Raw genomic sequence first — 14297 nt, 5'->3', positions numbered from 1 at the left:
ATACTTCTTCATGAAAAATATATTTCAGCTATTCTGTCTTTTCTTTTTTGTATTCATCTTCAACGCAAAAGCACAAACCGGAATATCAGTTTCTCCACCCAGAATTTATTTTGAATCAGGAGCCGGCATCAGTAATACCGAAAAAATAACCGTGACCAATGTAAGTGCAAAAAACAGTCTTGATCTTGCGGTAAGTCTCGGCGACTGGGAATATGATGTGAAGGGAGAAAACCAAACACATCCAGCAAATTCACTTCCGACTTCTTGTGCCGGATGGATTACTATTAAAAAAGAAGACACTTATTTTTCATTAGCACCCGGAGAAAGACGTGATATTGAAATAACAATCACCTCACCTACTCTTGCAAAAGATAATTTATCAGCTCACACAGCTTTATTGTATGTGAGCCAAATGAATCCCGTTGACGATGTCGACAGTAAAGGAGCGAATATAAAGGTAAGCATCCGTTCCGGAATTAAAATATTTCACAAAAAACCGGAAGCAAAAAAGAAAAAAATTGAAATAACAGATTTAAAATTTGATTCAGCAAAAAAAACACTGACCTTAAATTTTGAAAATCAGGCAGAAATATGGGTCGATGGTAAAGCAACCACCGACATTCTAAACACTAGCAATGGTAAGAAAATAGCTTTAGATCCTGTAATATTTTACACAATGCCCGGAAATAAAAGAGAAATGGAAATATCACTTCCAAATCCTCTGGAAAAAGGTAAATACACAGCATCTGTACTGATGGATTATGGAGATGCAGAAAATTTAGAAATGGGTGAATTAAATTTTAGTTATGAATAGAAAGTTCTGCTTTTTAATTATGATATTTTTTGCAACCGTTCAGATGCATGCTCAAATATCATATTCATCATGGGTAAATGGCTTTCTTCAAATAAATTCTTACCAGGGAAATACAGACCCTGAAGGATACACCATGATGCTTTCCGGAAACGGAAATTTCAACATTCCTAACTGGAAAGTGACCGCACGCCTAAAAAACACAATCACTGCTAACAACGGATTATACACCTTCCCTGCCAATAAAATATCTTTCCAACCTGTTTCTTCGACAGGTCAGGCATATCCTAATCCCGTTCCTACGATAGCCGAAATAGGAATCCCTCCCAATACCATTGTAACCGAAGGTTCAGAATTTTTTCTAATTCCGAAATCCAATGCGCCATTGCGTAACCAACCAAGCCAGCCAAACGGATACTATAGCTTGCAGCTAAAATTCAGCATCACGGTAGCTGGCGGAGCTTATCTTGGAAACTACCCTGCATGGACGACATTTAACGTTCCTATGGAGTTTACCGCTTATAATCAAAACAATACGATTATAGGGAAAATGGATCATAATATTCAATTTCAGATCGCCACACTTACAGGAACACCACCTACAAGCACAGAACTTTCCTTAAAAGTTAATGGAAATGCGAGTAACGGTCTTTTGGAATTTAGCAGTATGCAGGATTATAAAGACGGTAAAAGCGTTACTTATCCGAATGCACTTACCGTAAAAGCAAATACAAATTTTCAGATAACGGTAAAAGCCATCCAAAATAATTTCACATCAGCGAGCGGAAAAACAATTCCTGTCAGCAATGTTCAGATGAATTTATTGTCAACAACGCAAAATACAGGTTCATCTTTCAATACAGTTTTCCTTAATACAGCTTCACAGATTATTGCAAAAGGCTCTTCAACACAAGGAGCAAATCTTGATTATACAATCAAATATTTCACGAAACCCAATGATGAATATTTCATCAATGCAAAACCCGATGAATATTCTGCAACCCTACAATATGAGATAACTCCGCAATAATGTTATCAGTTTTTAGTCAAAATTTCATAAAAAACTTCGCGAATTGTCTGTTATTGATCTGTTCGCTTTTTTTGTCGGCTCAAAACAAAACAGGAAACATCCTGTTTGACATTCACGAAAAATCATTTAGTGCAGATTCAAGAATCCTTGACCTTGTTGTAGTTATTGATAACAACAGGAATGAAAGTTTTAAAGGAAAATTAAAAATATCCACTCCGACAGGATTCAGATCCATTTTAGGACAGGAAATTTTTGTTGATCTTCAGAAAAATGAAAAAAGGTTTGTTTCACTTAAATTCTTCGTTGGAAACAATGCAGATGCAGGAGACGCTCAGATCAATCTTATTTTAACCAACGAGTTTGATCAGAAAATTGGCAAAAAAACAGCCATTCACCAAGTGCAAGAAAGCAGTATTCTACAGATGACTGCCGAAAATCCTCAAATCTTCAGAGACAACAACCTTGATTCTTTAAAGATCAGAATAAAAGTTTCCAATAAAGGAAACAGAACGCAGCAAACGACATTGGTTTTTAAAATTCCTGATTATAGTGACAGCAATCATTTTATCGAACAACACGGAACACTGCGCCCACAGCAGGATTCTACGTTTACTTTCAGTTTTCTGCCTTCAAAAGAACTTCTAAAACAAAGTAATTTCACTATCAACGTTACCGGATTTAAAGATCCCGATAAGGAATTATTTGGCAACACAAGAATTTCTGTACAAAGTATTTCTCATACACAAAAGTTTCAGGACGAGCAGCAAAAGGGCTTCGCAAGTACAACAAGAAATTCAATCACAGCAAGTTACAGAAGAGTCGGGAATGATCTTGATATGTATCAGATTTTAGGAAATGGCGGTTTTAATGTTGCTTCGGGATATATTTTTATCAACGGAAATATGTTTATGATGAATTCGCAGACTGATCCTATCGTCAACAATACATACATTTCTTATCGTCGGGAAAAAAGCGAATTTACCCTAGGAAACATCAGTAGACTTCTTGAAATGTCACTTTTCGGAAGAGGAATAGAATACAGTTTTCTGAATGCTGCAAAAGACAAAAAAATTGAAGTCGGTTTTATCGAGCAGAGCTTCAGTTTATTTGAAAGAAATTCTTTTTTGCAAAACGGATACGGCTTTTATGTGAAAGGAATTCTTAACCCTTACAATTTTTCTCACAACCTGTCATCAATTTATATATTTAAGAATGATCCTTACGAAAAAGCAAAACATCATTTATTAGGTACGGAATTCACCCACAACTTCAACAATCTTTGGCAGACCTCATCAAAATTGTACGGAGGAATCAGCATTTATGATCAAAATGGAGCTACAAAACCTTCTTTGGCGTTCGAATCTCAATATTCAGGGATTATTAAAAAACTTAATTTCAACGGAAATATCTTCTACAGTTCAGATTATTACCCCGGAAACAGAAGAGGAAGTTTACAGATACAGCAAAACGCAAATTTGATGGTATTCAAAAAACACTATGCTTTTGCGAATGTTTTTTATTCTAATTATTCTCCTAAATATTATTTCTACCAGACTCAGCTCTCATCAGACAATATAAAAATGGAAGCTGGATTGAATTTTGCTAAAACAGGATCATTCGGGCATTCTTTTGCATATCAGTATCAATTTGAAAAGTCAAATTCCTACAACAATTTTCTGCCGCAACTTCAAAAAAATGATTTATCAATTCAAGCACATAGAATTGTAGAAAGCACCAATTGGATGAGTGTAAATAAAAAACATTCTGCCATTTTGGCTTTGGATCTTGGTTTTGCACAATATCCTAATGAAGAAGACCAAGAGTTTCAAGGGAAAATAAATTTCAATTACAATTACAAGAGAATAAATTTCACTTCTCAATATCAAATCGGAAGTTATTATTTATCTGAATACGCTTTCTCACAACTCATAGATAAAAACGAAAAATATAAAAAACTCAACACCTCTGTTTATTATAGCAGCAACGCATTTAAAGAAAAACTAAGCATCACATCCGGCCTTTCTTACACAGACGATAATATCTACGGAAAATCGCCTTCAGCTTTTTGCAATCTGAAATGGCAAACAAGATTATATGATTTTTTTGTGAATTCATCTTTGTACAATTATTCTTCGGCAAACATGAGAAATAATATTTTCACCATTGAAGCGGGAGTTACCTTAAACCTACAGAAAGCCACTTTAAGCACAAAGAAAAAATCAGACATTTACGCTTTTGCTTTCTATGACAAAAACAATAATAATATATTTGATACAGACGAAGAAACTGCTTCAAATTACTTGATTAACATCAACAATATCGCCTTTAAAACTGATTCTGAAGGAAAAATATTATATAAAAATGTCCCTTTTGGAAAATACCCTTTAAAACAATCCATTCAGGGAGGATGGTATTATGACGACCAAATGTTAGATATCAGCCAATACAAGCTTGAAATCGCTATTCCGCTACATCAGAATGGAACTGTCGCAGGACACATCAATTATGAATTTGACCATAAAACGGCTGTTGATTTCAATCCAAGAGCTAACGGAATTACACTTAATGTTTTCCGTGATGATATTTTAATTGAAACCGTAAGTACAGATGACAATGGTGAATTTATCTCTTTCTTACCTATCGGAAATTATACCATTGTACTCAATGCAAACTCGCTTCCTCAGAATACTTACTGCGAAACTGAGCGCACTCATTTTTCAGTGAAAGCAGGTGAACTTTACACACTTCCTAAGTTTGTGATAAAAGTAAAAGAGAAGAAAATACACTCAAAGAAATTTGGAAATTAAATGAAACAATAATATAAAATTCATCTAATTAATATCTTCACGCAACTCGAATAATACATACTAATTTCGTAAGAACCGTAAAATTACATCTTTCCAGAAAATAAATAGCGTAGATTCTTAACCTCATTTTTCTTTTAGCCACTAAAATCCGACAGTACTCACCCCACTTATCATATATTTAAATAATAATTGTTTATTATTGCTAAAATAATAAATTTAAAAATTAACACAGGCTATAATTTGCTTAGATTTAATTTCATAGGCGATAATTTCCTTACCTTTATTCACCACATAAGGAAAACTTCAAAACAGCCAATATCAGGAGAATGTCATATCTTATCACATTAAATAAAATCTACATTTAATTTACTAAACAAATCACACAAGCAAAGACATCATATTGAGAAGCCATATCTGCTTTACGATAAAAACACCTACAATAGAGGATTTGCCGCGATTTAATATTCTAATTATTAAATTCATTAAATAATTAATATTATATTAGCAATTTGAGAAATTAAATATTATTTTTGAGAATTAAAATAATATCTCCCACTTCGATGTATAAAATCACAGATCAACTTAAGAAAACAGGATTCAGCATTAATCTAATTGGTGATATTATCAGACGCAACAATTATAAAAATCAATTCAGCACCTTCGAATATTTCTGCATTTTGATTGCAGAAAATGATTTTGATTTATATGTTTCAGGAGTACTGCACAATGTGAAAGGAGGCAACTCTATCTACATTGGTCCACAGAAAGACATTGAAATTTTCAATGCATATGGAAAACATATTTATGTAATTGCTTTTTCTGCTGCTTTTTATGATAAGACATCCAAAGACAGCATTTTTTTAAATTCTCAGATATTTTTTAACAGTCATTCTGAAATTTTTATCGCCCCTTATTTTGGTACTAATAAGTACAATCAGGTCATTTTGATCGAAAGACTGATGAGGTTTCAGTCAAAAAATGAGAGCCTTTACATCTCAGCCGCTCACAACGCTATTGAAGGATTAATACTAGACGCCTATTTACATTTAGATAATCAAGAGTCAGAAAAAGATGACCGCTTAGATTACATTTCATTCGCAAACAGGTTTAGAGTTTTACTGCAACGCGACTTCCGTTCTAATAAAAAAGTTTTACACTACGCAGACGAACTTAATATTTCTGTTAGAAGACTTACCGAAATCACAGAACGTGCTTACGGAAAATCTGCTAAACAGCTTATTATTGACAAGGTAAAAACAGAATGCGAAAAAGCAATAAAATCATCAAGCTTTACCATGTCTGAAATCGCTTATGACCTAGGCTTTAGTGATGAAGGAAACTTTAGCAACTTCGTTAAAAAACACACAGGTAAAAAACCTTCTGAAATACGTGAACTTCAGGTATAACCGACATCTCTTCTATCAAAGAAAAACATTAAGACAAACTCTTATTAGATTTTCGCTTCAGCAGACCTGATGCAAAAACAATTGTTGTCTACAGTTATTTTTCAGATTGTGGTCTCTGTTTTTTTTCTTCAAACCCCATTAACCTTTTCAGACTAATACGATAATAAAAATCAAAAAAAAGAGACACTATATTGATAGTTGTCTCCTTTTTTCGATTTTAATCTTTTTTACAAATTAAATATTCATAAAAATGAGTTTTTTATTATTCACTCACCAACGAATACGGTAATTTTGTTTTATTGACGAAGAATTCTTTAATAATTTTTCCTATACGAAGTCTATCGTAATCAGAAAGATTAGATCCGGATGGTAAACACAAACCATCATCAAATAATTTTTCTGCGACATTCGTTCCATAATACGGCGCATCAACAAACACAGGCTGTAGATGCATAGGCTTCCATAAAGGTCTCGACTCAATATTTTCGTTTAAAAAGGCAAGCCTTAAATCTTCACGGTTTCTCCCTACGATTTTCTCATCAATAACGATTGCCGATAACCAATGATTAGAATAATAATCCTCGCCCGGTTCAGAAAAAACTTCAACACCCTCAATATCTTTGAAAATCTCCACATAGAAATCATGCATTTTTCTGCGTGCTTTTACCCTGTCTTTTAACACTTCCATTTGTCCCCGACCAATCCCTGCAATAATATTACTCATTCTGTAATTGTAACCAATTTGGGAATGCTGATAATGGGGAGCATCATCTCTTGCCTGGGTAGATAAGAAAATTGCTTGATCTTTATCTTCCTGAGTATGGCAAACCAACGCACCTCCTCCAGAGGTGGTGATAATTTTATTTCCGTTGAAAGACAGGATACCAAACCGTCCGAACGTTCCGCACGCTTTACCCTTATATGTTGATCCCAATGCTTCAGCAGCATCTTCAATTACGCAAATACTATATTTTTTTGCAATTGCGATGATTTCGTCCATTTTTGCAGGCATGCCATACAAATGAACAACAATGATTGCTTTTGGTTTTTTGCCTTTAGATATTCTGTCTTCAATTGCTATTTCCAAAGCAATCGGGCACATATTCCAAGTATCTTTTTCAGAATCTATGAAAATAGGTGAACCCCCACAATATGCAATTGGATTTGCTGAAGCCGAAAATGTCATGGACTGACAAATCACCTCTGTACCAGATTCTACTCCACATGCAATTAATGCTAAATGTAAAGCCCCAGTACCAGAAGAGAGAGCAGCCACATTTACCCCACCGCTCAAGAAGTTCTCTAAGTCTTTTTCAAACCCGTTCACATTGGGACCCAATGGCGCTATCCAATTTGCATCGAAAGCTTCTTTTACATATTTTGTTTCGTTTCCTCCCATGTGTGGCGAAGAGAGCCATATTTTTGAATTCATACTACTATATTACTAAATGATGTGATTTTTATTATTTTTCCAGGATTCCCTACAACTGTAGCACCATCAGGAATATCTCTTATAACTACCGAACCTGCACCTACGGTACACCATTTCCCAATGGTAATTCCTTCAATTACAGAAGCTCCCATACCGATATTTGTACCCAATCCCACAAAAACACCCCCAGCTAAAGCTGCATTTGGTGAAATATGCGTGAAATCTTCCAAAATACAATCATGGTCGATTGATGCATTGGTATTAACAATACAATGCTTACCAATTTTCACCTCAGAGTTTATTGTTGCCCCAGCCATTACTACAGTACCTTCTTCAATCTTCACTCTTTTAGAAATTACTGCTTTGGAATGAATTAATTTTTTAAAATTGAGATTCTTGTAATTGGCAGCAATCTTTTTTCTTATTTTATTGTTACCGATAGAAATGATTAATTCAACATTTTTGTTTGGAATTTCATGTAGAATATCATAATCTAAAAGTTGCCGCTTTGATAGATCAATATCAATAAAAGCATCGATTTCTACATTGACATCCTCTGCGATCTCTGCAATTACCTTTCCGTGCCCGCCTGCTCCGTATAAAAACATTATTTACTATTTAAATTAATTATTTCCCTTAAAAACTTCTACCGTAGCTTGATGCGCTTGGTTTATACCTTCTTTTTTATTACTTTTTTTAAGTAAGGAACATCACTTTGCAATCTGTTGCAAACAATACATTATCGATGTACCATAATATCTAATTTAAATTTCATCGTCCAGGAAATGGCATTTCTACCATTCAACTGCGCCCAGCCTGTAATTCCGGGGTATTTATTGTGTCTTTGTTTTTGAGATTCATTATATAAAGAAAGAGATAGCGTTGTAATACGTATTAATTTAGCTTTCAAACTCTGTAAGTATTTTATTTATCTTTTCTATTATATTTGAAATCGATTAATAAATTTCCTTTATATCTTTTGTGTATTTTTTTATTTTTTGATGACAAAGCATCATGTATCAAATAACAGCATCTATAATTCCTAATTTTGGGAATTTTTAAGATATTACATCAGATGTTACCAAGCAGTTTCAAAATCTCACCAAATTCGTATAGAATTTGGCTCTGAAATCAATACTGTTTCAATAATCTCAAAGAGATCAATAATTTTCCGTTCTTTCTTTGTGTGTGTTTTGTAGTAGTAATTCCTACCTTAATTCATAAATCATAATTGAAACTAATTATTGATTACACATCTATCATATTTTAGTTTTCAAATCTTACAAGAAAGCTTCTTATACTTTATAATTTATATGGAAATTTATAATGCCAGCCATCTCGCTTATTATAATCTCCACATCTGTTGCATCAAAAATCTTACCGTTTTCACTTTTTTGTAAATAAATTTTGTTTATTTCTAATCAAAATTACATTATTAATATTAATAATTCACAATAAATAAATTATAAATCCGAATTAATTATTAATAACGCTTTATCTTTGATTATTGAATCATTAACAATTTTGCTAACATGTTATCGTTTTGTTAATGATTTGATTTTATAATTAGTCTCAACTGACATATATCGCAAGAATTGTGGCCAACATTCATCAACTTGAATCCCATAATGTGCTATATACATATTTTATCTGAACTAGTTATTTCCTTTGAAAGCCTCTACCGTAGCCTGTTGTGCCTGATTGATGCCTTCTTTTTTTATTACTTTTTTTAAAGTAAGAAACATTACCTTGCAATCTGTAGTAAACGACACATTATCGATGTACCATATATCTAATTCAAATTTCATCGTCCAGGAAATGGCATTTCTACCATTCACCTGTGCCCATCCTGTAATTCCTGGGCGTATATTGTGTCTTCGTTTTTGAGATTCATTATATAAAGAAAGGTATTGTGGCAATAAAGGTCTCGGACCTATAAGCGACATGTCTCCTTTCAGCACATTAATTAATTGTGGAAGCTCATCCAGAGAAGTCTTACGTATAAAACTTCCAATTGGTGTTAACCTTTCCGAATCAGGCAAATAATTACCCTGTTTGTCTTTTTTGTCATTCATTGTCTTAAACTTGATGATCTTGAATATCTTCTCATTTAAGCCCGGCCGTTTTTGTAAGAAAAAGGGTTTACCATCGTTCGCAAAATATAACCCAATCACTACGATGATAAATACAGGCGATAATATCACTAATCCCAAGAATGCAACAAAAAAATCAAAAGCCCTCTTCAAGTATTTTCTGTATAGCATATTATAATTAGCCTTTATTAAGATTATCTGAAACACTTTCAATCACTTGTACAAATTGTTTGCATAAAATAGATTTATCATATACTGTCTCTGCCAACATTCTTGAATTGATACTCATCTCCGCTGAAATATCCGGATTACTCTTTAAAAACAAGATCTTGTCTGCAAGTTCCTGTGGATTTTTAGGATTTACATAATATCCGCAACGATAGTCTTCAGCAATTGCTTTCGTCCATCCTGCCGAATTAACAATAATAGGCTTACCTGCCGAAAGGGAATCGAAAAGTTTATTTGGTGAATTGGTATATAGGATCGGAAGATCTAAGAAAGAGATCAGAGAAACATCAGAAAAATTGACAATTTCTGAGACATCTTTCATGGGGAACTTTCCTAAAAATTTAACGTTCTCTAAATTATGTTTTTGTACTTCCTCTATTAGTTCTTGTTCCGTAGAACCTCCACCAACAAATAAAAACTCTACATCACCATGGTCTTTCAATAATCGGGCAGATTCAATGATTGTATGAGCTCCGTTGGCTAAGCCCAACGAGCCAAAATGCACCACTTTGAAAGAATCTTTTTGAAGCCCCAGTTTTTCCATGAGCAGATTGTTTTTCTCTCTGGGCCAAAATTCATCCATCTTTGCCATATTGGGAATCATAGAAGTCTTATCAATCGGAAGATATTGAAGAACTCCATCTTGCATTCCCGGTGACAAAGCAATGACATGAGATGCATTTTTATAGATTAGCTTTTCGAGCGAACGGGTCGCTTTAATCATCCACTTATTCTTAATGGCACCCATCTGAATAGGAACTTCCGGCCAGAGATCTCTTACTTCAAAAACAAAAGGTTTTTTCTTTAACCATTTTAAGACAAGTGCAGGAACACCAATAGTTAGCGGTGTAGAAGTTGCAATTACTAAGTCAATGTTCTTTTGCATCAGACCGATTTTCGAAGACTTATACATGAATTTCACGAAAGCTTTCAGCCTTCTCGCAACACTCATGTTCTGGTCATATTCTTCTTTAAGATAAATCACTTCAATTCCATCTACATTGATTTCTTTGATTTCTTCTGCAAATTTAGTTGATGAAGTAAGCATCGTGACTTTATGTCCGTTTTTTATCAGCTCCCGTGCAAGCCAATACGACCTGGTTCCTCCAGGTTCCTGCGGCGTAAGAAAATACTGATGAATGTATAGGATGTTCATTTTTATTATTGCATATATAGTTGTCGGTAAACTTCAGCTATTCTTTTCCAGTCATGATTTTTTGAAAATTTTTCTATACTAAAATTGTAGTGATTATAATTACTAAGTAAAAGTTGTATCTTATTTTCAATTTCACGCACGGATGTATTCTCAACTTTCTCACCTATCAGATCTTCGTACAATCCGTCTATTCCCTCATTCTTTGTATACAAGATGGGTAACCCTTGCAGGAGTGCCTCCATATATACGAGCCCGAACGTTTCAGCTTTAGAAGGCATCGTAAAAATATCGCTCTTCTGAAAATATCTTTTTAATTGGGTAAGATCATCCACTCTTCCTACATAGTTAAAACAACTTTGATCTTTGATGGCACTGAGTACTCTTTTTTCATCATTCCCCTTTCCACCTATAAGCGTTAATGCGAAATTGTTTGTACTATTTTTATTTAGGTTTTTTACAGCATTTACCAGATTAATAACATTTTTACCTTTATCAAATTTTCCAATGTAAAGTAATTGAATTACATCTTTATTCTCAATCTGCTTTCTGACTGAAACTTTTGAATCAATCCAATAAGGGTCTAGACCATTGGGAATAACAGTAATTTTATTTTTGATTTCTAAAATTATAGGTGCCAATCTTTCATCATCAGACATTCTGTTTTTATATACAGCTGATATGGTAATGATCTTATCAGCAGCTAAAAGTATCTCTCGTCCATAACTTCTTTCGTGCAAAAAATATTTTAGAAACAGGTTTAAATCGGTATTTCTTACAGCTACTATAAAAGGGATTTTATACTTTTTATGAAGCTCATATGCAACCCCTCCGTCACTGTACCAAGTGTGAGCATGTATGAATGTAATTTTTGATAAATCTACTTTTGTCTCTATATCCTTAACTATTTTTTTTACTTTTTTCTGATATAAGATACGATCTGCATATTTTGATAAAATATGGCTATAGATAATCTGTGATTTATCATTTATTAAATCAATCTTATTTTTCCCTATCCTACTAGATTCACGTACCGGATTATAAACAATCTGTTCGATACTGACATAGTCAAGTTCTCTGATTAAATTTTTATACACGGTTGATCCCGAATAATCGTTTGTAATATGAAGTATCATCTACATTAAATATTTTTTAAGAGTAGTATTCATTGAAAGTAATTTAATAACATAGTTGCTTAACAAAAAAATTATAAGAATACACAACAATTCTAAAAGAAAGAAGTTTTTGATATAATTAAAAAAAATCAATATTAATAACGGATGAATCAAGTAAATACCAAAAGTATTTTCAGAAAATTTTAAAATAAAAGAGTTTTTAATTGTCAAATTATCAAAATAACGATAAATAAAAAAGGATCCAGCTATTACAAAAATAGAGTTATAATTAAAAAAGGGTAATTTATTATTTATCAAAAAAGTATAGTAAGATAATATTAATATACATAAGGAAGAAAAAATATAACCTGCAAATAATAGATGAGGTTTTACAAATATCCTTTCTTTATAAATATAGCCTAGCATTGCATATCCAATATAGTCTATAAACCAAACGCCAAAAAAATCTTTTACATTATAAAAATAATTATATGATTGATGTATAAAAGAAAAAATAATTAGTCCCCATGTCAAATAAAGGATTTGCTTCTTCGTTAAAGATCCTAACATTTGATTAAAAAATGGCGCTACAATATATACCCCTAAAATCATATATAAATACCATAAATGATAATAGGGTTTACCTTTTATTAAGTTATCCAAAAGTAATTTATAGTCGATAGATTCATGTTTTATAAATTTAAATAAAACGTAAATTGCTATGTAAATAATTGACCAAAAAAATAATGGTCTTAAAATCTTCAATATACTTTTAAAATATTTTGTTTTATCAAAAACTCTATCTGTCTTGATTAAATACCGACCACTTATCATTACAAATAAAGGCACAGCGACTCTTGAAAAAGAATCTAAACCAAGATTAAATAAAAAAACATTACTGTTAATATCTGATTTAGTAAATATAGGTCCTGAAACGTGTATAATAATAACTAAAAAACAGGCTAATACTCTTAGAGCGTCAATATTTAGATCTCTTGATTTCATAAAATTTAATATAGATTAGCTAAATATTGTAATCCCCAAACAGAATTTTCAGTTCTGTTCTTATTTTTGGTATAATAAATCTGGTAAATTGGAAGAAGTTTTTTATTATATGGTATTAATTTCATCCAGCCATCTGTTTGCTTAAATCCCATATTCTGAACTTCTTTATCAATCGAAGAGGAACCATCTACATTATCTGAGAATGCAGATGTATTTTGATTCCAAATTAAATAGACAACAGTATTTGACAGCCTTTTTAGATCATTTTCGGCATAAATCCCTCTATTTAATTGGTAGGAGGTCAATACATATTCCACTATGTGATTTCCATGACCAACATCTTGAATAATATTTCCTAGTTTTTTAGATTTAAGTCCACTTGTAAAAGCATTAGTATAAGTGGAATCCCAAACATAACAAGTGCTTTCACCTACCTTCTTAACTTGTAGATTATCCTTTAGTTGTTGATCAAAAGAAGTGTAAAAAGATTTATACTTAGCATCTTTCGTGAATTCATAAAGATAAAGGCAGGCAGTGGCCCAATTAGCTGCAATATGTAATCGTTGATGAAACAGCATAGATGCATCATTATATTTGGTCATACTTTTATTATACCACTTGTTAAAACCCTGCTGTAAACCATTTAACAATTGTGCTTGAGCGTCCGGATATAAATTATTTTTTTTAATAATAAATAGATATTCACCCAAATAACGGTAAAAATACCCTTCAAATGTAACAGACTCGCTTCCATTGATCCAAGCATTTTGGTTCTTACTACTCACCTTCATAACTCTTGATTTTGGAGCAGATCCTTTTAGTCCTTTCAAAAACATTGGTCGTAAGATATCCATATTACAATCTAAATAATACTTGTCCTTCGTTTTTTCATACATAATATTGTTAGCATTCACAAAATATCCGATTGCCATATAATCATAAGAATTATTACCTTCTGCAAGAGCTTTAACAGCTTTAAAACTATAAGGGTAATCTGCATTAAGTCTTTGTTTATAATAAGATTCAGTTATTTGAGCATAGAAAAAGAGAGAGCCCAGACAAAACGTTAAACAAATTGTTTTTAAAAAAAAATTGTTCGTTGACTTCATAATATAATATTAAAATTATTTTAAGCTTATTAGTAATCATTTATGTTTATGACTACTAGTTAAACTTCTTTCTCAAGATCCTCAATCTTTGAGAGTGCTGCACGTCTG

At 32.5% G+C, this 14297-nt stretch carries 11 protein-coding genes and 1 pseudogene; 4 read left to right on the top strand and 8 right to left on the bottom strand.

What is annotated here, in order from left to right; all coding sequences use genetic code 11:
* Nucleotides 1-10: 10 nt before the first annotated feature.
* From LNP04_RS00740 to LNP04_RS00725, 4 genes are all read left to right on the top strand, one after another.
* Nucleotides 11-814: a molecular chaperone gene (locus LNP04_RS00740; protein WP_229984680.1), complete on the top strand. Its 804-nt coding sequence runs from the start codon at nucleotides 11-13 to the stop codon at nucleotides 812-814.
* Nucleotides 807-1841: a hypothetical protein gene (locus LNP04_RS00735; RefSeq protein WP_229984679.1), complete on the top strand. Its 1035-nt coding sequence runs from the start codon at nucleotides 807-809 to the stop codon at nucleotides 1839-1841. The genes LNP04_RS00740 and LNP04_RS00735 overlap by 8 nt, the downstream gene beginning before the upstream one ends.
* A gap of 53 nt (nucleotides 1842-1894) precedes the next feature.
* Nucleotides 1895-4648: a hypothetical protein gene (locus LNP04_RS00730; RefSeq protein WP_229984678.1), complete on the top strand. Its 2754-nt coding sequence runs from the start codon at nucleotides 1895-1897 to the stop codon at nucleotides 4646-4648.
* Between the two features lie 530 nt (nucleotides 4649-5178).
* Nucleotides 5179-6054 carry an AraC family transcriptional regulator gene (locus tag LNP04_RS00725; RefSeq protein WP_229984677.1) on the top strand — a complete coding sequence of 292 codons (876 nt, stop codon included), beginning with the start codon at nucleotides 5179-5181 and terminating at the stop codon, nucleotides 6052-6054.
* A gap of 262 nt (nucleotides 6055-6316) precedes the next feature.
* Here LNP04_RS00725 and LNP04_RS00720 read toward each other — a convergent pair whose 3' ends face one another.
* From LNP04_RS00720 to LNP04_RS00685, 8 genes and pseudogenes are all read right to left on the bottom strand, one after another.
* A complete protein-coding gene (locus tag LNP04_RS00720; RefSeq protein WP_229984676.1) occupies nucleotides 6317-7486 on the bottom strand; it encodes an aminotransferase class I/II-fold pyridoxal phosphate-dependent enzyme in 1170 nt (389 codons plus the stop codon).
* Nucleotides 7483-8094 (bottom strand): acetyltransferase, encoded by a 612-nt coding sequence (locus tag LNP04_RS00715; protein ID WP_229984675.1) that lies wholly within the window; start codon nucleotides 8092-8094, stop codon nucleotides 7483-7485. Before LNP04_RS00715 ends, LNP04_RS00720 begins: the two co-directional genes overlap by 4 nt.
* A 15-nt stretch (nucleotides 8095-8109) precedes the next feature.
* A pseudogene (locus tag LNP04_RS00710) lies at nucleotides 8110-8360 on the bottom strand (sugar transferase); the annotation flags it as partial.
* A gap of 781 nt (nucleotides 8361-9141) precedes the next feature.
* Nucleotides 9142-9750, bottom strand: coding sequence for a sugar transferase (locus LNP04_RS00705; protein WP_229984674.1), 609 nt, complete (start codon nucleotides 9748-9750; stop codon nucleotides 9142-9144).
* Between the two features lie 7 nt (nucleotides 9751-9757).
* Entirely contained in the window at nucleotides 9758-10963 is a 1206-nt protein-coding gene (locus tag LNP04_RS00700) for a glycosyltransferase family 4 protein (protein ID WP_229984673.1), read from the bottom strand.
* Between the two features lie 5 nt (nucleotides 10964-10968).
* Complete coding sequence (locus LNP04_RS00695; protein WP_229984672.1) at nucleotides 10969-12096, bottom strand: glycosyltransferase family 4 protein; 1128 nt, start codon at nucleotides 12094-12096, stop codon at nucleotides 10969-10971.
* Nucleotides 12097-13080 carry an acyltransferase gene (locus LNP04_RS00690; RefSeq protein ID WP_229984671.1) on the bottom strand — a complete coding sequence of 328 codons (984 nt, stop codon included), beginning with the start codon at nucleotides 13078-13080 and terminating at the stop codon, nucleotides 12097-12099.
* 5 nt (nucleotides 13081-13085) lie between these two features.
* Nucleotides 13086-14189 carry a hypothetical protein gene (locus LNP04_RS00685; protein WP_229984670.1) on the bottom strand — a complete coding sequence of 368 codons (1104 nt, stop codon included), beginning with the start codon at nucleotides 14187-14189 and terminating at the stop codon, nucleotides 13086-13088.
* Nucleotides 14190-14297: the final 108 nt, after the last annotated feature.

Source organism: Chryseobacterium sp. C-71 (assembly GCF_020911865.1).
Classification (GTDB): Bacteria; Bacteroidota; Bacteroidia; order Flavobacteriales; family Weeksellaceae; genus Chryseobacterium.
This window is presented reverse-complemented; position numbering and strand designations above follow the sequence as displayed.